This window comes from Yoonia sp. (genome assembly GCF_017854415.1).
GTDB lineage: Bacteria > Pseudomonadota > Alphaproteobacteria > Rhodobacterales > Rhodobacteraceae > Yoonia.
In genome coordinates this window covers 26,594-48,217 of sequence record NZ_JAFMHR010000002.1, presented here as the reverse complement: position 1 = coordinate 48,217, position 21,624 = coordinate 26,594, and the positions used below count along the sequence as shown (strand labels likewise).

The window sequence follows — 21,624 nt, the reverse complement described above, 5'->3', positions numbered from 1 at the left end:
TTTTACCATGTCCTGTGCACCCATTTGCGCGGTAGCCCGGCAACCGACAAGATCATGATCGGCGCCCAAATGATCGCGGATATCAAACCCAATTGGCCAAAGTACACGACGTTCACAGCGACGCCTTGGTTGGTCAACTGTGCCACCTGCAAACCTTGCCAGATATAAAGACACCAAAAGAAAATGCCCGATAGGACGATTAGGAACACGGTGGACAAAAAGGCATTGGCCAACAAAGGCGCGACACCTTCTGGCAATGCAAGGGCCAGCAAACGGGGCACAAAGAATGCCATTGTTGCCAACACAAGCGCCGGCAGGATTAACCCGTCTGACAGCACCTCGGCCATGTTAGATTTTCCCATCTAGATAACGCTTCTTCGCTAATTCCTGACGGCCGAAATCGCGGACCATCGCATCAATCGCTACCTCATCGGACTTATCAGCATAGCGGAATTCGCTGTCGGCATAGCGGTTGATCTCTTGAATCAGCATCTCGACCGTGATGGGTTGGCGCAACTCCGAAATCATACCCTTCTTTGTGTCGTAGTCTTTGAACAAGAACAAATCAGGCTCTTCTATCCACTCATCAGGCAGCTCAAAATCCATCGCGCGGACCTTAACGGCATCAGTGATGTTCTTGATTGCACGGCCTGTGAAACGCGGATCAGCCTCTTGAATTCCCTTCAGGTAAGTTCCCAACTTCGCAATTGTGTCCAGATCACCGACCTGCGCTTGGACCTGTTCAAATACCTTTTGAAGCCCTTCTTCATGAGGACGCGAATGCCCTTCAAAGGATGCAGCAACCGCCTTTTTGATCTCTTGCGCACTGAAAACCTCATGCGCGCCAACGGGGATATCGTGGTTTTTACCCATCAGCAGATACAGAATATCAATATAGTCATCGAGCGTTTGCGGCCCATCCACCAAGAACCGCGCACCGGCCCGTTGGCGCAGCGCGTCATCAACGTTTTCAGGATAATTCGAAAACATGCCAAAGGTGCAGTTGCCACGCACAACTGTGTTGGCCCCCGCAAAGCTTTCCATCAGCACGGCAGTGATTTCAAGTTGCCCCGCAGAAGACTGCCTATCTCCACGCTTGCCCGCCAATTGGTCGATATCATCAATCGTACCAAAGCCAATGACACCGGGATCAAGCACGTTGTTGATAAAGGCTTTCGCATTCTGGCCCGACTTGCCCTGATAACTGTCAATATTGTCCGTCGATAGGTTTTGATACCGGAACGGGTAGCCCGCATTTTGGCAATACTCATGAACCAGCCCTGCCATCATCTGGATCAAAGTGGTCTTACCTGTGCCCGGCTTACCGTCCCCCATGAATGTAAAGATAAACCCGCCAAGTTCGGCAAAGGGGTTCAGTTTACGCTCGAAATCATAGGCCATCAGCATCTTGGACAGCTTCATCGCCTGATACTTTGCGATGTGATTGCCCACGACCTCATTGGGCTTTTTGAAGGTCATCGTCAGCGCCGTGCCCTTGGCTTTGCGCGCAGGCGTAAAACCTTGAACCGTGAAATCATCCGCTTCAACGCGCCAAGATGCGGCATGAAAAGACGCCAAGCGGCCTGCATTCGCGGCCCGCATTTCTACTTTGGCCATCAACTGCTCGCAATAACCCAACAGCGTCGCAATCAATGTTGGCTCGTCCGTGGCGAATTGGCCTAGCTTCTGGTCCAATTCCCAAAGGGCGCCATGCAATGCAAGAGGCGCGTTATCTGTTAGCACCTCATCAACGTTGCCCACGTCCACAGTTTGCTCACCAGCGCGCGTCGCCAGAAAAAACGTCGTGGCATTGGCAAATGTATAAAGCGCAACCAGCGATTCCGCGGCCAAGTACTCGGTGAATTCAGCCGATCTTTCCGGCGACAACCGCCCCTCCAGATTGATACGCTTAAGTTCCGTCAAAGCGGTCTGATCCGAAAACGCATCCGCGACGGTAAAGGCAATCGACAATGCACGGCGCAGCGCATGCGCGGTCGCGGCCTGCGCTGGCGACGTCAGTGGATCATCCTCGTCCGATTCTGCTATCCGGTCCAACAAACGCACACCTCCCGATGGGGCCGACGTGCGCGACAATATCCCGGGTGTGGTCGACCGAAACCGCCTGCGGGTAGCCGCAACATCTGGTGATTTCTCTGCTGTTTGCAACGATAGTCGCGCCTTTGCCAAACGCGGTGCATGATCCAGATGCATCAACATCTCGGCTGCTGGCACATAGTGGGCGCGAATATCTTCCTCACGCAACTCCATCTGATCGCTTGTCTGGCTCATCGTCTTATCCTTATCATCTTGCCTCTTAAACTCCCGCCGGAGGCATCCCGCCCCTTCGCATCACTCTGGACGCTAGCGATAGCTCAACACACGGCCAGTTTCACTGACCACAAATTTCCGCACATCACGAAACCCTGCGGGGTTGCGTTCGGCTAGCGCCTGATAGGGACGTTGCGGCATAATCAAAGACCGTTCCATCCGGCTGGCTCCCATTTCAGCACCTCCACCCTCAAACGGATCAAGCGCAAAAATCTGCCGTTCCACCGACCCAAACCAGCCTGATTTGACGTTCTCGACCCGCTCCGAAATCAACTCTTCTTCGGTCCAAACCAAGGCCCAGTCTTCGCCAACCGGCGCATTCGCTTCCTTCAGTACTTCGCGCAACGGGCCAGTCTGACGAGTGAACGCACTGCTATACATTGGCCCGATGTGAAACCTGCGCAAACGGGTCGGGTGCAAATCGTCGAAATCGGTATCAAACCCCTTGGCAATCGTCAGCAATTTTAGATGTGCCAAGGACTGCGCCATTAAATGCGCCTGCGCTTCGGGCCAGCGCTGTTCGTCTTTGGGCAAACCGGTGCGGCCCGTGTCTTCGACGTTCATCAAATAGATTGTCGGCAAATTGACCTGACTGTCATAGACCGCCCAATGCACCAAGAAATGTCGGCGATCGCCCTCATTACCCAGCCAAACAGTCTGTGGATCATTGCGCGCCCAAAACTGATCTCCACGCGACAGTTCTTCATAATAAAGCCGCTGGGACAGCGCAAACTGCAGCTTTGAAGGGATCTCTTGCTCGCGCAAAATAACCTGCAACATTTGATCCTTGAGCGCATCAACCGAAGGCTGCGACGCCAAATGCCGCTTGGCCTGAAGCGCATCATTCGCCATCTCCAAAATCTCTTGGTAGATCGGGAACCCGCTTTCACTGCGGTCAAATGTCAACTTGCCCGCATGTTCAAAACGGCCAGCAAAATGATACTTGTGCGCCAGTGCCGTGAACGTCCAGTTTAGCGCGACAAGATAGCGTGCCATGACATCAATATCATGACGGTCAAAGCGGCCCTCGGTTTCCATCGTAGCAGCAACCTTGGTGAGATAGCTGGTGATTTTGGCGAACTTGTCAAAATACCGACGGGTCACGCGGGTATCTTCAAGCTTCATGTGATCAGCATGAAGGCTGGAACCACTCATTCACTTGCCCTCAATTTGACCACAGTACAAATGCGCACCCCTAGCTTTGATCCCCATACTGGTTGCTGTCGTGCTTTTCGACAATCTTCTGGAACCGACGCACAAAGCGTTCATCCGCTTTCGCTTTCTGTTCCAGAATTTCGCGTGCAAAGACCATGTGATCCTCGTGAGCTTCCAACATGTCCGCCATCCGCGCATTTGTGGCCGATCCAATGGCGGCCATCGCCGTCTGTGCCTCTTGGTCTGTCTTCACACCGATCTCGTTGATCTTATGAGCCACATCTTGCTGCTGAGCCGTCTTCAGCGACTTGGATAAGGCGTCATACAAGACAACACGTTGCTTGGTATCTGTCTGCAATTTGTTGATCAGCACCATTTGCGTGGCCGCCTGATTTTGCAAACTATCAATCCAGGTCTTTCCCTTTTCGATATAGCGTTCCAAAGTCTGCGATTTGGCCAATTGAACCTGCTCGTTCTGAACCATTTCGTTATATTGGCCGTTCAACCCTGCAAGCTCTGTCTCAAGCTTAGTTCGGGCGGCGGCGTCTTGCTCAACAGAAATCTTATTCTCTAGCGTGATCATTTTCGGATCCATCGCCAGGATATCGGTACGGATCGCCTCAAGCGAACCGACCGTCATTTCACGTTCTTCCAAAGTGCCCGTCAGGTTCGTTTCAACACTGATCTTCTGCTCGTTCAGGACACCCAGTTGACCTTCGAGTAGCTTCATAATGACATCAGACTTACTAATCAGATCCTGCAATTTGTCATCAACTGACGCAGTGCGCATCCGCTCTTGGCGCATGCTGTCGGACTTTCCTTTGCTGAAAAATCCAATCAGGCTTTCCATGCCAGTCTTTGATCGCATCTCGTCAAAGTCTTTGGAAAACGCCGTTGTGACGTCATCCAAGCCCATGATCAGTTCTGCAATATTAGCGTTCATCAACTCAGTATGGGCATGCACGTCCTCAAGGCTGGCGTTCTCGATATCGACCGCGATATCGGTACCTTCTGCCATCTTGCTACGCGCCATTTCAATCCGGCTTGTCAGCTCTGAAATCTTGCTCTGCGCTTCGGCGACCTGCGTTTGTGATTGCTTTATCTGAGTCTCAAAATTCGCCATATCCCGTCCCTATTTATTATTCTGTCGAAATATACGTAAGCACTATTGCCGTGCTTTTCAAATCTGGTGTGCGCTTTGGCGCAATTCTTAAACAACATCGCCGCAATGAAAAGCGATTTAGCAATTCCGCTATCCGATGCGTGCGCCCAGCGTCAGCCCCTTCAACACGTCCGCGGCGGCCATTGCTTTCTTACCGGACCGTTGGGCCTGCGTCACCTCGACAGCGCCTTGCCCGCAAGCAATAACAAACCCGTCCAAGACTTCTCCGGGTTGTCCCACGCCGTCAACGACACGCGACCCAAGCAACTTAAGACGCTCGCCCGACACCTCGCACCACGCACCTGGAAACGGTGACAATCCACGGATGAGTTGATCGACAACGGCTGCGGATTGGGTCCAATCCACGCGCGCTTCTGCTTTGTCGATCTTGGCAGCATAAGTCACGCCCCCTTGCGGTTGGGCCGTCGCGGTCAGGTTCTGCAACTGATCTAAAGCAGTCACGACAAGGGACGCACCCATTGCAGACAACCGATCATGCAGACCGCCGGTCGTCTCATCCGCTGCGATATCCGTCGCTTCGCGCAACAAAACGGGTCCAGTATCAAGGCCCGCGTCCATTTGCATAATGCAAACGCCAGTTTGCGCATCACCCGCCATAATCGCGCGGTGGATCGGGGCAGCGCCACGCCAGCGCGGCAGCAACGACGCATGAATATTCAAACACCCAAGACGCGGCGCATCCAAAATCGCTTGCGGCAATATCAAGCCATACGCAACGACAACAGCAACATCGGCATTGAACGCCGCAAACTCTGCCTGCGCATCAACGGACTTGAGCGTTACCGGATAGCGCACATCTAGCCCCAATGCCTCTGCCCGTAATTGAACGGGCGAGGGGCGATCTTTCTTGCCACGCCCTGCAGGACGGGGCGGCTGACAATAAACTGCGGCAATCTCGTGCCCTGCATCCACAAGAGCTTGCAAAACCGGCACTGAAAAATCAGGTGTCCCCATGAAAATCACACGCATTGGTTCCACCTTCTTATTCCTAAAAAACTTCCGCCGGAGGCATCCGGTGGTCAGCCACGCTTAAGCTTGCGCGCTTTCTTGATCAACATATCCCGCTTCATACGTGTCAGGCGATCAAAGAACATCTTGCCATTCAAATGATCAATCTGGTGCTGCACGGATGTCGCCCAAAGACCCACAAAATCATGGCGGTCCCATTGGCCTTGGGCATTCAAAAACCGCACAGTCACAGCACGAGGTCGCGTGATTTTAGCCCAAACACCCGGCAAATTGGGCGATCCTTCTTCATGATCGCGCGGCTCTATACTGCTGTGCAAAATCTCTGGGTTGGCCATACGAATTGCTTTGCCGCGCTCGCTCGACGCATCGACAACGGCCAATGCCATATCAATCCCCAATTGCGGGGCAGCCAAACCAACGCCCGGCATGGTATCCATCGCATTGATCATTTCGTCCCAAATCGCACGCACGTCATCCGTGATTTCTTTCACAGGGGCGGCGACCGTCTTGAGTGATGTATGGGGCCACATGACAAAAGGGCGATGAGTCATAATTGCATTCCACTTTTGGTAATCAAGATACCGTTCAGATGATCCAGTTCGTGACAAATGCAGACGGCTTTCATGCCTTCAAACCGGCCTTTCTGGACGACACCGTCAAGGTCTTGCCAGACCAGTTCGACCCAAGCGGGGCGGCTGACGCGAAAGCGTTTGTCGGGGATCGACAAGCAGGCCTCTTCGCCATCAATTTGCGTATCCGCCTGCGTTGCAATACGCGGGTTCACAAAAAGCATCGATTCTGGATCTGCTTCTTTCCATTTCGTATCGACAACAAACACCCGCTGGCTGACGCCAACCTGCGGGGCGGCTAATCCGCGCCCAGGGGCTGCATACATCGTCTCGAACATATCACGGATCAAATGGCCAAGCGCGTCGTCAAATTTGGAGACTGGCGCTGCTGTCGCTAACAATACCGGCGCGCCTTCATAACAGATTTCGCGCAATGCCAAAACCCTAGCCCCGCGCCATTTCGCGTTTCAGCTTTTGCATCTTGCGGGTGATCATCTGGCGTTTCAGCGGGCGCAGGTAATCAATGAACAGCTTTCCGTCCAGGTGATCTATTTCATGCTGCACGCAGGTGGCCCACAACCCGTCAAAGTGTTCGCGTTGAATTTTACCATTAAGGTTCATCCACGACACTTCAACTTCCGCGGGGCGTTCAACTTCTGCATAATGCTCTGGTATGGACAAACAGCCCTCGTCATAGACGGATTGTTCGTCCGAGGTCCAAACAACTTCTGGATTGATCAAAACCATCGGCTCTGGGGTTGCGTCTTCGTCTTTGGCGCAATCCATCACAATCATACGGTTCATCACAGCCACCTGTGGTGCTGCCAACCCAATGCCGGGCGCGTCATACATTGTCTCAAGCATATCATCAGCCAATTGGCGCAATTCATCCGAGACGGACGTCACAGGCGTGGCCACTTTTTTCAAGCGCGGGTCGGGGTGAAGAAGGATGTTTCTAACTGACATTCGGGTGATTTAATCCGTCCGCGCGCACATCGCAAGCAGTGGACGAAAATCGACTTGCACCTCGTGGCGCAGCGCCGCAGTTTGGCCGCATAATCGCAGGAGAAAATGCATGTCGTTCAACACCCCCATCGACCGCCGGAATACACAAAGTACAAAGTGGGATTTGATGGAAAAGCTCTTTGGCGTCTCGCCTGACGACGGACTGGCAATGTGGACGGCTGATTCCGATTACGCGACAGCACCTTGCGTGACCGCTGCGCTGCAAGAAGCAGTCGACCGTGGTGTGTTCGGCTATAGCTTTGAACATGAGGCCTACCTAAATGCGATCACTTGGTGGATGCAGACGCGCCACAACTGGGAGATAAAACCCGACTGGATTCTGACGACCCAAGGTCTTGGCAATGCGATCGCGCTTTGTATTGATGTCTGGACCGCGCCTGATGATGCAGTCGCGATATTTACCCCCGTGTATCATGAATTCGCGCTTAAGATTGGAAAGGCGGGGCGTGTTGTGACCGAATGCCCTTTGAGACGCGAAGGCGACACTTACGCTCTTGATCTTGACGACGCGCAAAGCAGGCTGACTGGCAAAGAGAAAATGCTCATTTGGTGTTCACCCCAAAACCCGTCTGGACGGGTTTGGACAGCAGATGAACTGCGTGCGGTGTCAGCATTTGCGCGCAAGAACGGCATGCTGCTGGTCAGCGATGAAATTCACCACGACCTGGTTTACGCAGGCAACAGCTTTGTCCCCACAGGGGTGGCAGCCCCCGATGATAGCGACAACACGATCTACCTGACCGCCGCGTCCAAGACATTCAACATCGCAGGTCAACGCACAGGCAACATGATCATTGCTGATGATAAATTGCGCGGTGAGATGCGCCAGCGGTTAAGGTCGTTGGATTACGCGCCAACTGGTTTTGGGATCACGATGATTACCGCGGCTTACTCTCCCCAAGGGGCGGCTTGGGTCGATGCACAGATCGCACACCTACAGACCAATCGCGAAATCTTTGATGCCGGTATCAACGCAATCCCCGGCGTCAAATCGCTTCCGTTGCAGTCAACGTATCTGGCGTGGGTTGATTTTGCCGATACAGGCATGTCGCATGAAGAAGTTGCAACGCGCATTCGTGAAACAGCAAAAATTGCTGTCTCTCAGGGGCCGACATTCGGCGCAGGTGGCGAAACGTTCATGCGGTTTAACCTCGCGACACAGCGCGCCAACGTTGAAGAAGCGGTCGAGCGCATGCAAGCTGCCTTTGCAGACCTGCAATAACGCTTGGCTTTATCTACTGATTAGCCCTGCTGGTACAAAGTCTGGTTTCACAAAATCTGCAGCTGGTGCAGTTGCTGCAGGTGTCAGCCATTTGAATTCGAACACCCGCTCATTGTCGTCAGCAACCGACGACATAACAAGGCATTGGTAGAGATGTTTGGGACCATCATAGATATCGACGCGTCCGCGCAACCGATCTGATCCATCCAGATCAAGCGCAAATCCGCCATCCCAAAGCCTACGAACACGGTATGTATCGTCGCCATCATGGACTGAAAGGCGATCTTTGCGTTTTAGCGCGGCCTTACGCGCATCTTCCAAACCCTGACGCACGGCATCTGACATAAACGTATACATAACGGCACCCTTTTTACCTGCACCAAAGATGCTACGGAAAAGGTAAAGATCAAATGACAAAATCCGCCGCAGTGCGGCAATGCCTTATTCTTATGCCTTAACGCGGGGGCGCAACACATGCGGTTTGGCTGCATCATAAAGCGCCGAGTCCGGAAAACCATGCGAATCAGATAATGCAGGCCCAACAAGGATCAGCGCCGTGCGGGTGATCTTGGCCTCACGCACCTTTTCACGCACATCCATCAACGTCCCGCGAATGATCAACTGATCCGGCCAGCCAACGCGGTAAATCACCGCTACCGGACAATCTTCGCCGTAAAACGGGGCCAACTGGCGCTCGATTTCACGCAAAGCACGAATGCCAAGATGGATCGCCAAAGTCGCACCGGTACGCGCAAAATTCTCAAGCGTTTCACCTGCTGGCATGCCCGTTGATTTCATCGACATACGGGTCAGAATAATAGATTGGGCCACCTCTGGCACAGTTAGTTCAGTGCCCAACGCGGCGGCAGCGGCAGCATAGGCAGGCACGCCCGGGATGATTTGATAGTCGATACCATCCGCCTTTAACCGGCGAATTTGCTCGGCAATCGCACCATAAAGCGACGGATCACCTGAATGGACACGGGCCACATTCTGACCCTTGGCATGAGCTGCCAAAATCGCGGCATGGGTATCATCCAAAGTCATGGGGGCCGTGTCCATCACAGACGCCCCTTCGGGCGCGCATGCGACAACTTCGACAGGGACCAAAGACCCTGCATAAAGGCACACCGGACATTCCCCGATGATACGAGCCGCCTTGATCGTCAGCAATTCAGGATCGCCCGGCCCTGCGCCAATAAAGTAAACAGTCATAGCGCACCCTCATACTTCTTATTCCAAATAAACGTCTGCCAGAGGCCACGGGCAGGCAGGGTGGGGCGCATTTCGCATTTGCGAAACAGCGTCATCCTGCCAAGTCCCCGTCAATCTTGCGGGCATAACCGCGCGGGGTATACATCCGCGGCCCCTCGCCCAATTGGGCCAGCTTTGAATGCGAAGACCCGATCAAAACAACAGTCAACATATCCACCTCATCCACCTGTAACTCATCCAAGCGACGATAGCGGACATATTCCTCTGGCCGGCCAAGCGATGACGCCAACATCACGGGCGTATCTGCAGGGCGATGTTCCAGCAGGATATCCCGCGCTTCGGCCAGCAACGTCCGCCTGCGCATCGACACCGGATTATAAAAGGCGATCACAAAATCACCCTCCGCTGCAGCCTTCAAACGCTTCACAATATCTTCGCGCGGGGTAAGCAAATCAGACAATGAGATCGCGCAGAAATCGTGACCCAGCGGGGCCCCAGCCCTTGCAGCGGCACCTTGCAGCGCACTGACACCCGGCGAGCAAACAACCTCAACCCGCCGCGCAGCATCCGTGACACCCATCTGTTCAGGACCACGGTCCAGCAATTCAAACACAAGTGCCGCCATCGCATAAATACCCGCATCACCCGAACACACCAGTGCAACGTTCTTGCCCTTACCCGCTTGTTCCAGCGCATAGCGGCAACGATCCTCTTCTCCGCCAAGCGGGAAATCAGAGCGGTCCTTGCCAATCGCCAAGGGGCCAAGCAGATCGATATAAAGGCCGTAGCCAACAAGCTCTTCCGCCTCGGAAACAAGCCGAGATACTTCGGGTGTCCGCCATGCAGCTTGACCCGGGCCGATCCCAACAACACTTAGCTTTCCACGTGACCGTCCAACAAACTCTGTCAACGGCGTTGGGGATAAAACCAACGCGCAAGTGGCATTTGCCGTCTTACGCTTGGTCACTAGGAATTCACCCGATGCACCAGATTGGGCAAGTGCCGCCGCCTCAGATACGCCGTGTGTGCCAACTTCGGCGAACACAACATCGGACGGGTTTGCCAAACGTGGCGTCTGCGCCTCAAGTGCTTCGGCCTCGAACAAACACAGCGGCGCATCAAGCGCATTTGCCAGTTGAATAATCGCGGGTTCGTCCGCTTTTAAGGTAATCGTATTAACCGAATGAATTGCCTCAGGTGCCACGTCAGCTTCGGCCAAGACTTCGGCCACAAGATCAGACAGCTCTACCGGATCGCAATTACGTGCACAGCCAACACCCAGTGTCAGACGCAACGGTGCAAACTGCAAATGCGCCGCGCCCAAATCAGACTGGCGCGTCATTGTAGCCGATAACTTTACGCCCTCGCCTTTCGGCAAATCAGCCAACCAAGGTGCATCGCCAACGACATTGGCTCCGGCACCAGACAATAACGCTGCCATGGCACCCTTTGCATCATCGCGGTTTACCAAACGCCAACCAGCAGGCGGTTCATCAAGGGCAACCCCCAAGGCCACATCGCCCGCCGTAGTAACAGCCGAAACCGCACCCAAAGCGGCGGCGATCCGCGCAGACATTTTATTTGCACCGCGATGACCACCCAACAGCGGCACCACAACAGCACCATCATCAGAGACTGAAATCACAGGTGGCTCTGTGCGCTTGTCAGCCAACAAGGGGGCCACGGCGCGGATCAGAATGCCAGACGCACAGACCCCAACAACAGGCACACCTGCCGCAAACAGATCACGCGCGTGGTCCAGCGCGTTGTCAAAGAATGCATCCGCCTTTGTGACACGGTCTTTGCGGCCATGTACTTGTGCGCCAAGGACGCCTGCGACACGGTGGGCTGTCGCCTCACCCGAGCGCGACAGCGCCAAAACAACGGGTTTCAAAGCCAAGGATCGGCCCCTTTCGTCAACAAAATCATTGAAAAATATGGTGCCTTCTCGGGGGCATCGGCCAGCGGCAAGACAACTTCTTGTGGCAGGGTCGCACGTTCGACGTAAACCGCAGATGCAGTCAGCCCAAGATCGGCGATCACGGAACGGATCTTGGCCAGATGCCTGCCGACCTTCATAATCACGACGCTTTCTGCGCCATCAATGCGCGCGCGCAATTCTGCTTCGGGCAAAGGGCCGGGCAGCACGGTCAGGCGTTCGTTGCGAGCCGCAAGCGGCATGCCCGCACGTGCAGCGCATGCAGTGATAGATGTCACGCCCGGCACGACCTCGACGCGGTAGCGATCAGATAGGCGCGCAAAAAGATACATAAACGACCCGTAAAAGAACGGATCGCCTTCGCAAAGGCAGACAACATCATCGCCCGCATCGAGCGCTGCCGCAATCTCGGCAGCGCCTTTATCATAGGCGGCCTGTGCAGGTGCGCGTTCAACGGACATCGGGACATCCATAACAATTTCGCGGGCATCATTGGCGATTAAATCCGCTGCAATCGCACGCGCAAAGCTTTCCGCACCCGCAAGCGTCGGATAGGCGATGACCTGCGCTGCCTCTATCAAGCGGGCGGCGCGCAAAGTCATTAAATCGGGCGCGCCCGGCCCAAGGCCGACACCATAAAGTGTTCCTGTCATCGTTTCACAAGGCTCCACTGTGTGACTGGCATTGAAGGTCGCCAACCCGTCATACGGCCCACAGGTTCTGCGCGGTGGATCGATATTTTCACCAGATCGCCGCCGTAGATTTTATGCAGGGCAATCAATTCGGCTTCGCTTTCAAGGGTGACCGCATTGGCGACCAAACGACCCAAGGGGCGTAGGGCATCCCAAGCAGCATCAAACGTAGCACGGCTAAGCCCGCCACCAATAAAAATAGCATCCGGCGCGTCCAGCCCAATCAGCGCCTCGGGCACCGTGCCTTCGATCAGTTCAAGCTTGGGTGCGCCCAACGCCAGCGCGTTTGCGGCTGCCATTGCGCGCCGGTCAGCGCGCGGTTCAATCCCGATAGCGCGCGCATAGCGTGCCGCGCGCATCCATTCGATTGCGACAGAGCCGCAGCCTGTGCCGATATCCCACAAAAGCGCACCTCGCATCGGCATCAGTTTGGCGACAGTTGCTGCGCGGACCTCTTGCTTGGTCATGGTGCCGTCTGACTGGAACAGGTTATCCGCCAAACCCGGGACGCGCGGCAGAAGGGCGGCGTCTGGTGCGGCGATACATTCAACCGCAAGTGTGTTGAAAGCCGGCACCTCGTGGTTCCAGCTTTCCGCTATGCCGTCAAAACGGGCCTCATCTTTGCCACCCATCGCGGCAAGCACGGTCATTTTTGAGCCACCAAAACCCCGTTGCGTCAAGAACGCTGCGATTTGTGCTGGCGTTTCAGCACCCGTCGTCAACACCAACAAGCGCGCATCAGGTTGGATAAACGCGATCATCTGTTCAACAGGACGCCCATGCACGGTCAGTGTTTCCACGTCGGGCAGCGACCATCCCATACGGGCGGCAGCCAATTGGAAAGCTGACAATTGCGGGTGATAAACGATCTCTGATGGGTCAAGCGCCCGTCCAATCCGCGCACCGACCGAAAACCACAAAGGGTCGCCCGTCGCAAGGATCACGACGCGCCGTCCACGCAAGCCTTCGATGATTGAAATTAGCGCATCAAAGGGGTGGGGCCATGCGAGACGCTCGGCGGTGATATTATCTGTCAGCGCATGATGGCGGTCACCACCAATGATAATTTCTGCGGCTTCGACAGTGGCGCGGGTCGCGGGCACAAGCCCTTCCATTCCGTCCTCGCCAATCCCGACGATATGCAGCCAAGGATCAGACATCTTCGGGTAATCCCGCAGCCAGCGCATTTACCGCAGCCGAAGCCATTGCAGACCCGCCACGCCGTCCGCGCAATGCGACGAATTCGCTGCCGCGCGGGTTCGACGCAAGTTCTGCCTTGCTTTCGGCGGCGCCGATAAACCCGACTGGAAAGCCCAAGATCACAGCAGGTTTTGGCCAGCCAGCATCAAGCATCTCTAGTAAGTGGAATAGTGCGGTTGGCGCGTTTCCAATCGCCACAACAGCGCCGTCGATATGTTCTTTCCACAGCTCTACCGCTGCGGCAGATCGCGTATTGCCAATCTCTGCTGCATGCGCTGGCACGGACGGATTGTTGAGAGTCACAATGACCTCGTTTTGGGCTGGCAAATAACGCCGGATGATACCCGCGCCGACCATTTCACAATCACATAAGACAGGAGCACCGGCAGCAAGTGCCGCATGTCCGGCGACTGCGGCATCTGGGGAAAACGCCAAGCGATCTGCGATTTCGATCATGCCACACGCATGAATCAACCGTGTGACCAACGGCTGCATCGCCGGAGCAAACCGGTCCAGACGCGCCTCTGCCCGCACTGTGGCGAAGCTTTGGGCGTAGATCGCCTTTGGGTCTTTTTCGTAGGGGCGCAATGGCTGGCCTTTGTGTCGGGAGGCGAAGGTCGGAGCCTCCGGCGGGAGTTTTCAGGGCAAGATGATGATCAGGGCTTTGGCTTGCGCGCGCTTTCGGGGCCATGCGGGTGTTTAGCATGTGGGTACGTTGCGTGCTGGTGGTCGTGATCATGGTGGTGATGGTCGTGACCGTGGTGGTGATCATGGTCGTGCTTGTCCTGCGCCGCGAGCCGGCACATGCCGGTACAGAATGTGTCGCACAGCGCGCAATCAGCAACGTTAGAGCCGGGTGCGTTTGCGCCTTGGCCTTCGACGTGGTGATGGTGGCTTTCTTGTACGGCCCCCACTTCGCCTTCAAAGCCCAACACTTGCGTACGGTACTTGCACAGAACGCAGGTCGGCGGCGGGACGGAGCCAAAGGCCGGATGGCTCCGGTCTTCGACGCTGATTTTGTGTGATTTGCCGTCCTCGAGCGCCAGTACCTGACTGCGATATCCACAGATGCCACAGTTGGGCGGCGGGGTGTCGCTGTCTTGTTCCATAATGCGTTCGGCAAAGGTCTCGAGGACTTTGGGGTGGTCGCCCAAGTAGCCAGCCTTAATGAACTGAAGATCGGGGTGTTCGGCAGCGACTTGATCGGTGAAGCCGTAAATACGGTCGATCAGGATGCCGGAAAATAGGAAATACGGGAACACTATAATGCGCTTGTAAGGCAGCATTGCCACGTGTTGCAGGCAGGGTTCGACAAGTGGGAAAGTGACACCGGAATAACCAACTTCTGCCCAGCCAAAGCCCATGCCTTCTTGTAGCATGCGCGCGATCTTGGCGACGTTGCCGTTGGCGTCAGGGTCAGATGCACCGCGTCCGATAACCACAAGGCACGTTTCTGTCAGAGGCATTTCGCCATGTTCTGCATTGGCCGCATCAACCGCAGCCTGAATACGTCCAGCGGCGGCGGCGATCATCTTTGGATCAACGCCCAATTCGCGGCCGTAAGATACGGTCATGCCGTGTTTTGCAGCGTAGGTGTTCAAAACCGTAGGAATATCGTTCTTGGCGTGCATCGCGGCGAACAACATGCCGGGCACCGCAAGGATGCGTTCGCAGCCTGCCTCGCGTAGTTTATCAAGGCCGTCACGGATGACCGGATTGGCGAATTCCAGATAGCCGTAGTCAGTCATCCAGTCTTTGGGCAAGTAGGCGGGCAACTTGTCAGCAAGCGTTGCAAATTCGTCCACGGCCGATTGGCTGCGCGAACCGTGACCGCAAATCATAACACCGGTTTTCATGCTGCTTCCTCTTCCATTTCTTCTTCGGGTTCTGCGTCTTCTTGGGCTTTTTTGCCTTTAAGAGCACCCCATATCGCGGCTAATCCCGCCAGACCGATTGCCGCACCTGCGACCCAATGGTCGTGGCCTGCAATATCCGCCCAATGGCCGGGATGTGCTGCCGCAGCAGTTCCAGCAAAAATCAACGTCAGTGTTAGCAATCCGCGCATGGGACCCTCCGTTTCACGACATGACCAGAAACCCGCACTGCGGATATCGACGATGCGGCATCTGGTCCCCTTAGTGGGTCGACCGATCTGCCCCCAACCGTTCTGGCCCTGCGTGGGCTTCGTCTGGTGGTCCGTATAGTGGCCAGTGAGGTGCAGGGCAAACGCATAAGCGACAATTTGGACCTGCGCCGCGGCAAGATCCTCTGGTGTGCATCATCGCACGCTCTTTGCGCATTCAATGCCCTATGTTCGAGGTTGCAGTTGCGCTAAGTACGGATCAACGCATTGAAGGAGAATACACATGGGCCAACTTGTTGACGGTGTCTGGCACGACGTTTGGTACGATACAAAGAAATCCGGCGGCGCATTCGTGCGCAAAGACGCAAGCTTTCGCGATTGGGTCACAGCGGACGGGTCTGCTGGCCCATCTGGTGAGGCTGGTTTCAAAGCGGAATCAGGACGTTACCACCTTTATGTTTCATACGCTTGCCCATGGGCGCACCGCACATTGATCTTTCGCCAACTTAAGGGCCTAACCGATCATATTAGCATCTCTGCAGTTCATCCCGATATGTTGTCCGAGGGCTGGACCTTCGAGGCAGATGAACACGGCGCCACAGGTGACACGCTGTTCGGTCTGCAGTTTGCACGCGATATTTACATCAAAGCCGTACCAGACGTGAGCGGCCGCGTAACCGTGCCGATCTTGTGGGACAAACAGACGAACAAAATCGTCTCGAACGAATCGTCCGAGATCATTCGCATGTTCAACAGCGCGTTCAATGACGTGACCGGCAACAACGACGATTACTGGCCGGAAGAATTGCGTGATGCCATCGCGCCTGTGAACGACCGGATCTATGACACGCTGAACAATGGCGTCTACAAATCCGGTTTTGCGACAACTCAAGCGGCCTACGACAAGGCTATTCACCCGCTATTTGACACTCTGGATTGGCTAGAGGCACGTTTGGCTGAAAACCGCTATCTGATGGGCGACAAGTTGACCGAGGCCGATTGGCGGCTTTGGACCACACTGGTCCGTTTTGATCCTGTTTATCACCTGCACTTTAAGTGTAACCGCAAGCGCATTGCTGATTACCCAAACCTGACAGGGTACATGCGTGAACTTTATCAAATCCCAGGGGTCGCAGCGACGGTGAATATGGAGCATATCGTGCGCCACTATCACTATAGCCATGACACGATTAACCCAAACCGGATTATCCCGATCAATCCGGAACTGCATTTGGATGCACCACACGGGCGGTCATAGGCGCCAAGCATCATTCAGCCCAAAAACGCAGCGCCAAACTGTTCCAATCGGCAGTTTGGCGCTTGATACCTTGTGCACAGAGCAAGAATCCGTTTGAAACGCGGCAACACAGATTGGGCGGTGAGCGATGACGACTTGGATTACGACCTGCGACACCTGCAAGCGCGAAGGCTGGGACGCGGGTGCGATGGAAAAGACCGACGGTGAGGCGCTTGCCGAACTGATCGAAGCGGCAGCTACGGGCTTGTCCGGCGTCAAAACGCGTCGTGTGTCGTGCCTGATGGGCTGCAAAGGCGCATGCAATGTCGCAATTCAGGGCGCCGGAAAGCTGAACTATACCCTTGGTGCGTTTGATCCTGACGCGGATGCCGCAGCTGGAATCGTGGCTTACGCCATGCAGCATGCCCAGTCCGAAACAGGCCGCGTTCCGTTTCGTGAATGGCCGGTCGCGATCAAGGGCCACTTTGTGACCCGTCACCCGCCATTGCCGACAGACGAATGACCCAAAAGCGCGATCATGGCGGCGGTATTGATGCCGCGATTGCCCAATACGGTGGGACGCGTGAAAGCTGGCTGGACCTGTCGACTGGAATTAATCCAACACCTTACCCCATGCCGACACTTCCGCATGACGCTTGGACGGCCTTGCCGGATCAGGCAGCATTCACGCGGCTTTATGATTTAGCGCGGAGCTTTTGGAACATCCCTGATGAGGCTGCTATCATTGGGGCCACTGGTGCGTCGGCGATCATTGCAGCAATGCCGCGCGTCCTTCCCACGGGCACAGTTTCTATCCCCGGCCCGACCTACAATGAACATGCGGCAGCGTTTGCTGCATCCGGATGGATCTTGGGTCAAGAACCAAGCCACGCGATCGTCGCGGTGCATCCTAACAATCCAGACGGGCATTTGTGGCAGGCTGACAATCTGACAGCCCCCTATGTCATCATCGACGAAAGCTTTTGCGATGTAATGCCCAATGCTTCGCTGATCGCATTGGCCAAACGCCCCGGCACAGTCGTTTTGAAAAGCTTCGGTAAATTCTGGGGGTTGGCAGGCTTGCGTCTTGGTTTCGCAATCGGCGACCCTGCGATCATCGCCAATCTGACGGACACACTTGGCCCTTGGCAGATATCTGGCCCCGCCCTGTCCATCGGGGCAAAGGCATTGTCTGATCCGCAATGGGCCAATGAAACCCGCATGTGTCTGACAGGTGACACCAAACGCATTGACCGTTTGGTCACAGCGACAGGAGCAAAACTGGTCGGCGGCACAACGCTTTTCCGGCTTTATGATGTTGGGGACGCTGCGGCCATGCAAGACCGCCTAGCGCGTCATCACATATGGTCGCGCACATTTCCCTATGCAGACAATTGGCTGCGCCTTGGCCTGCCTGCTGCTGATCGGTGGGACCAGTTGGAAGCCGCGTTGTGACGCTAGTCATAGCGATGCTTCTGGATGCTGCTTTGGGCGAACCGCGCTGGCTATGGAACCGCGTCCCACATCCAGCCGTGCTAATGGGACGGCTCATCGGGTGGTGCGACGCGCGGTTCAATCGCGGCGACAACAAGCAGCTCATGGGCGTAATGACGTTGATTGGATTGTGCGTGAGTGCGGGATTGTCAGGCTGGCTGATCCAGCTTTTGCCGACAAACCTCCTAGACATCGTGATCCTCGCCATTCTGCTGGCACAAAAATCTCTTGTCGAACATGTGCAGGCCGTGGGCAACGCGTTGCGCCTCTCACTCGGCGATGCACGAAAAAGCGTGGCGATGATCGTGGGACGCGACACGCGCACGATGGACAGACCTTCAGTTGCGCGTTCTGCTATCGAAAGTGCCGCTGAAAATCTGTCAGACGGCGTAATCGCGCCAATCTTTTGGTTCGCAATCGCAGGACTGCCGGGGCTTTTAATCTACAAGATTACCAATACTGCCGACAGTATGATCGGCTACCGCACACCAAAACATGAACAATTCGGATGGGCAGCGGCACGGTTTGATGACCTGCTGAACCTGATCCCTGCGCGCTTGACCGCAGTGTTGATTTGGGCTGTGACAACGCGCCCGAACCCGCGTCCAATCCTGCACGAAGCCCCGCTGCACCGCTCTCCAAATGCCGGCTGGCCAGAGGCCGCGATGGCGCATGGTCTGGACATCGCCCTCAGTGGACCGCGCAGCTATGATGGGCAAATGCAGGATTTCCCGTTTGTGAATGGCGATGGAGAGCGCGATCTGGGTGCGGACGATATCGACCGGACAATAGGCGTGCTTTGGAAAACCTGGGGTGCGTCGCTCGTGATGGCCCTGCTTTTGGCTCTGCTCTAACCAGTCGGCGTATTGCCCCGCTGTGTTGCATGACCACTTGCGCGCCTGCCCTGCACTGCTACGCTCAACGCAATCAACCAAGCCGGAGATCACAATGCGCGCAGCAGCCCTCGCCCTCATTCTTTTCGCAAATGCGGCCAATGCCCAAACCTGCGGCGGGCCAGTTGGCGCATTCATCAACGACGTCAAAGCCGAAGCGCAAGCAACGGGCATTCCCGCATCCGTCACAGATGCCTTTTTCCAAGGCGCGCAGATCGAACAATCGGTCATCAATGCAGATCGGTCACAAGGCGTTTTCCAGAAAGACTTTGTAAGTTTCTCGCGTGCCTTAATCAGCCAAAACCGCATCAACAACGGGGCAACCTATGGAAGCCGCTTTGACAGCACCTTTGACACGATCGAAGCCCGTTTTGGCATCCCGCGCGGCGTCCTTTTGGCATTTTGGGCGTTTGAAACCGATTTTGGTCAAGTCCAAGGTAACTTTAACACACGCAACGCACTGCTCACACTTGCCCACGATTGCCGCAGGCCAGAGCTGTTCCGCCCTCAACTGATTGCCGCAATCGAACTTTACCGCCGCGGCGGCATGAACCCGGCTACAACAACTGGGGCATGGGCAGGCGAAATCGGGCAATTGCAAAAACTGCCCCGTGAAATCGTGCGCCAAGGCATGGACGGGGATGGCGACGGGGTCGTGGACCTCAAAAACTCGTCACCCGACGCATTGATGACGGGCGCGAATGTTCTGTCGTCACTAGGCTGGCGGGCGAATGAACCGTGGCTGCAAGAGATCGCTTTGCCCTCCAATCTGGACTGGTCACAAACCGGCCTGAACCACAAAGCCAGTGTGCGTGAATGGGCCAGTCGCGGGGTCACTGCGCGCACTGGATCGCTGGGGCCCTCCAACCTCGAAGCATCGGTCCTGCTGCCAATGGGACGCGACGGCCCAGCGTTCTTGGCCTATCCGAATTTCGAGGTCTACTTTGAGTGGAACAAAAGCTTTGTTTACGTCACAACTGCTGCCTATTTCGCGACACGTTTGGGCGGCGCACCCGTCTATGATGCGGGCAATCCGACGCCTGCACTTAGCGGTCAAGAAATGCAGCAACTGCAAAGCAAACTGACCGCACGCGGGCATGATGTGGGTGGCATAGACGGAATCCTGGGCGCGATGACACGGGCAGCGGTACAGGCTGAACAGGGACGCCTCGGGTTGCCAGCCGATGCATGGCCTACGCGTGATCTGTTAGGTCGGCTCTAGATAGACCGCAACCAATGAAGTTGTTCGTTAAAATTCTGGGCCTTGCCCTCTGTGCGGCCGTCGCGGGGTTTTTGATATTTGTCCCCGGCATCGTCGAAGACAACCGCAACGCCGTCACACCGCATGTCCCATTTCCCGTATCGGCGCAGGCGCAAGCCCTGCACGATGAACTGATCATCGGCGATTGGCATGCTGACACTCTTATGTGGCGACGCAGCTTGCTGGATCACTCCGATCGCGGGCATGTGGATTTGCCACGTTTGATCGCAGGCAATGTCGCCTTGCAAATGTTCACTGCGGTCACAAAAAGCCCGGCAGGGCAAAATTATGATGGCAATTCAGCCGATGCTTCAGACAGCATTACAACGCTGGTTGTCGCACAACTCTGGCCGCCGCGCACATGGAACAGCCTGCTGGAGCGCGCAATGCACCAAGCAAAGCGACTGCATGATTATGCGGATGCATCGAATGGGCAACTGCGGGTCATCAAAACCCGTGCCGACCTTGAAACACTGCTTTCAGACCGCGCTGCGGGGCAAATCGTGGTTGGCGGCTTGTTGGGTATCGAAGGGGCACATGCGCTCGAAGGGGACATCGCAAACCTTGATAAACTGATGGCAGCAGGGCACCGCATGATCGCGCTGCAACACTTTTTTGATAACGTCTTGGGTGGGTCTTTGCATGGCGAGGGTGACCACGGCCTGACCGATTTCGGACGGCAAGTTGTGGCAGACGTCGAAGCACGCGGGCTGATCCTGGACCTTGCGCACTCGTCGCAGCAAGTGGCGCGTGATGTGCTGGAAATAACTGACATGCCCATCGTCGTCAGTCACACAGGTATTTTCAGCGTCTGCCCCGTCAAACGCAACTTTCCCGATCACCTGATGCAAGCAATCGCTGCAAAAGGCGGGGTCATCGCGATCGGCTATTGGGCCGATGTCATCTGCGACGACAGTCCATCAGGGGTGGCCGCAACAATCAAAGCAGCGGTCGATTTGCTGGGCGAAGATCACGTTTCGCTTGGGTCAGACTTTGACGGTGCAGTGACAACCGGTTTTGACGTATCACAACTCGCCAGCCTCACCCATGCCCTACTCGAAACCGGCCTCACCGAAGCACAAATCACGAAAATCATGGGCGGCAATATGATCAGAGTCCTACGCGCACGCCTACGCTAAACTGTTCTTCAGAGCCTAA

At 55.5% G+C, this 21,624-nt stretch carries 23 protein-coding genes; 7 read left to right on the top strand and 16 right to left on the bottom strand.

The features are described from left to right. Positions 1 to 2: 2 nt before the first annotated feature. The 8 genes from QZ197_RS00590 to def (QZ197_RS00555) all read right to left on the bottom strand — a co-directional run bounded on the left by QZ197_RS00590 (position 3) and on the right by def (QZ197_RS00555) (position 7,170). Complete coding sequence (locus tag QZ197_RS00590; RefSeq protein ID WP_272146435.1) at positions 3 to 362, bottom strand: hypothetical protein; 360 nt, start codon at positions 360 to 362, stop codon at positions 3 to 5. After that, the gene (locus tag QZ197_RS00585) at positions 349 to 2,289 is read right to left on the bottom strand and encodes an ATP-binding protein (RefSeq protein ID WP_272146437.1); all 1,941 of its coding nucleotides are present in this window, start codon (positions 2,287 to 2,289) and stop codon (positions 349 to 351) included. Before QZ197_RS00585 ends, QZ197_RS00590 begins: the two co-directional genes overlap by 14 nt. A gap of 72 nt (positions 2,290 to 2,361) precedes the next feature. Beyond that, complete coding sequence (locus tag QZ197_RS00580; protein ID WP_296429269.1) at positions 2,362 to 3,483, bottom strand: hypothetical protein; 1,122 nt, start codon at positions 3,481 to 3,483, stop codon at positions 2,362 to 2,364. Between the two features lie 40 nt (positions 3,484 to 3,523). Then, complete coding sequence (locus QZ197_RS00575) at positions 3,524 to 4,606, bottom strand: hypothetical protein (RefSeq protein WP_296429268.1); 1,083 nt, start codon at positions 4,604 to 4,606, stop codon at positions 3,524 to 3,526. A gap of 129 nt (positions 4,607 to 4,735) precedes the next feature. Next, on the bottom strand, positions 4,736 to 5,635 hold the full coding sequence (gene fmt, locus QZ197_RS00570) for a methionyl-tRNA formyltransferase (protein WP_296429267.1): 900 nt from the start codon (positions 5,633 to 5,635) through the stop codon (positions 4,736 to 4,738). Between the two features lie 50 nt (positions 5,636 to 5,685). Then, positions 5,686 to 6,186, bottom strand: a complete 501-nt coding sequence (gene def / locus QZ197_RS00565) for a peptide deformylase (protein WP_296429266.1) — start codon at positions 6,184 to 6,186, stop codon at positions 5,686 to 5,688. Then, the gene (def, locus tag QZ197_RS00560; protein ID WP_296429265.1) at positions 6,183 to 6,638 is read right to left on the bottom strand and encodes a peptide deformylase; all 456 of its coding nucleotides are present in this window, start codon (positions 6,636 to 6,638) and stop codon (positions 6,183 to 6,185) included. The genes def (QZ197_RS00565) and def (QZ197_RS00560) overlap by 4 nt, the downstream gene beginning before the upstream one ends. Positions 6,639 to 6,648: 10 nt before the next feature. Further along, positions 6,649 to 7,170: a peptide deformylase gene (gene def / locus QZ197_RS00555; protein WP_296429264.1), complete on the bottom strand. Its 522-nt coding sequence runs from the start codon at positions 7,168 to 7,170 to the stop codon at positions 6,649 to 6,651. Between the two features lie 109 nt (positions 7,171 to 7,279). On the opposite strand from def (QZ197_RS00555), the gene QZ197_RS00550 reads away from it, so the two are divergent. Then, positions 7,280 to 8,452 carry a PatB family C-S lyase gene (locus QZ197_RS00550; RefSeq protein ID WP_296429263.1) on the top strand — a complete coding sequence of 391 codons (1,173 nt, stop codon included), beginning with the start codon at positions 7,280 to 7,282 and terminating at the stop codon, positions 8,450 to 8,452. A 9-nt stretch (positions 8,453 to 8,461) separates the two neighbouring features. Here the strand turns inward: QZ197_RS00550 and QZ197_RS00545 are convergent, their stop codons facing one another. From QZ197_RS00545 to QZ197_RS00510, 8 genes are all read right to left on the bottom strand, one after another. Next, positions 8,462 to 8,869 (bottom strand): hypothetical protein, encoded by a 408-nt coding sequence (locus tag QZ197_RS00545; RefSeq protein WP_296429262.1) that lies wholly within the window; start codon positions 8,867 to 8,869, stop codon positions 8,462 to 8,464. 30 nt (positions 8,870 to 8,899) lie between these two features. Continuing rightward, the gene (gene cobM, locus QZ197_RS00540; RefSeq protein ID WP_296429261.1) at positions 8,900 to 9,667 is read right to left on the bottom strand and encodes a precorrin-4 C(11)-methyltransferase; all 768 of its coding nucleotides are present in this window, start codon (positions 9,665 to 9,667) and stop codon (positions 8,900 to 8,902) included. A 91-nt stretch (positions 9,668 to 9,758) separates the two neighbouring features. Next, on the bottom strand, positions 9,759 to 11,567 hold the full coding sequence (gene cobJ / locus QZ197_RS00535; RefSeq protein ID WP_296429260.1) for a precorrin-3B C(17)-methyltransferase: 1,809 nt from the start codon (positions 11,565 to 11,567) through the stop codon (positions 9,759 to 9,761). Continuing rightward, positions 11,558 to 12,259, bottom strand: coding sequence for a precorrin-2 C(20)-methyltransferase (gene cobI / locus QZ197_RS00530; protein WP_296429259.1), 702 nt, complete (start codon positions 12,257 to 12,259; stop codon positions 11,558 to 11,560). The genes cobJ and cobI overlap by 10 nt, the downstream gene beginning before the upstream one ends. Next, positions 12,256 to 13,458: a precorrin-6y C5,15-methyltransferase (decarboxylating) subunit CbiE gene (gene cbiE, locus QZ197_RS00525; protein WP_296429258.1), complete on the bottom strand. Its 1,203-nt coding sequence runs from the start codon at positions 13,456 to 13,458 to the stop codon at positions 12,256 to 12,258. The genes cobI and cbiE overlap by 4 nt, the downstream gene beginning before the upstream one ends. Beyond that, positions 13,451 to 14,086 carry a precorrin-8X methylmutase gene (locus tag QZ197_RS00520; protein WP_296429257.1) on the bottom strand — a complete coding sequence of 212 codons (636 nt, stop codon included), beginning with the start codon at positions 14,084 to 14,086 and terminating at the stop codon, positions 13,451 to 13,453. Before QZ197_RS00520 ends, cbiE begins: the two co-directional genes overlap by 8 nt. 68 nt (positions 14,087 to 14,154) lie before the next feature. Further along, on the bottom strand, positions 14,155 to 15,354 hold the full coding sequence (locus QZ197_RS00515; RefSeq protein ID WP_296429256.1) for a sirohydrochlorin chelatase: 1,200 nt from the start codon (positions 15,352 to 15,354) through the stop codon (positions 14,155 to 14,157). Next, positions 15,351 to 15,563 (bottom strand): DUF6732 family protein, encoded by a 213-nt coding sequence (locus tag QZ197_RS00510; protein WP_296429255.1) that lies wholly within the window; start codon positions 15,561 to 15,563, stop codon positions 15,351 to 15,353. Before QZ197_RS00510 ends, QZ197_RS00515 begins: the two co-directional genes overlap by 4 nt. A gap of 301 nt (positions 15,564 to 15,864) precedes the next feature. Between QZ197_RS00510 and QZ197_RS00505 the strand changes: the two genes are divergently transcribed. The 6 genes from QZ197_RS00505 (at position 15,865) to QZ197_RS00480 (ending at position 21,605) form a co-directional block, all read left to right on the top strand. After that, complete coding sequence (locus QZ197_RS00505) at positions 15,865 to 16,839, top strand: glutathione S-transferase family protein (RefSeq protein ID WP_296429253.1); 975 nt, start codon at positions 15,865 to 15,867, stop codon at positions 16,837 to 16,839. A 127-nt stretch (positions 16,840 to 16,966) separates the two neighbouring features. Beyond that, positions 16,967 to 17,341 (top strand): DUF1636 family protein, encoded by a 375-nt coding sequence (locus QZ197_RS00500; protein ID WP_296429252.1) that lies wholly within the window; start codon positions 16,967 to 16,969, stop codon positions 17,339 to 17,341. Then, entirely contained in the window at positions 17,338 to 18,273 is a 936-nt protein-coding gene (locus tag QZ197_RS00495) for a threonine-phosphate decarboxylase (protein WP_296429250.1), read from the top strand. Before QZ197_RS00500 ends, QZ197_RS00495 begins: the two co-directional genes overlap by 4 nt. Next, a complete protein-coding gene (gene cbiB, locus QZ197_RS00490) occupies positions 18,270 to 19,166 on the top strand; it encodes an adenosylcobinamide-phosphate synthase CbiB (protein ID WP_296429248.1) in 897 nt (298 codons plus the stop codon). Before QZ197_RS00495 ends, cbiB begins: the two co-directional genes overlap by 4 nt. Before the next feature lie 94 nt (positions 19,167 to 19,260). After that, positions 19,261 to 20,427, top strand: a complete 1,167-nt coding sequence (locus tag QZ197_RS00485) for a lytic murein transglycosylase (RefSeq protein ID WP_296429247.1) — start codon at positions 19,261 to 19,263, stop codon at positions 20,425 to 20,427. A 14-nt stretch (positions 20,428 to 20,441) separates the two neighbouring features. Beyond that, entirely contained in the window at positions 20,442 to 21,605 is a 1,164-nt protein-coding gene (locus tag QZ197_RS00480) for a membrane dipeptidase (RefSeq protein WP_296429246.1), read from the top strand. Positions 21,606 to 21,624: the final 19 nt, after the last annotated feature.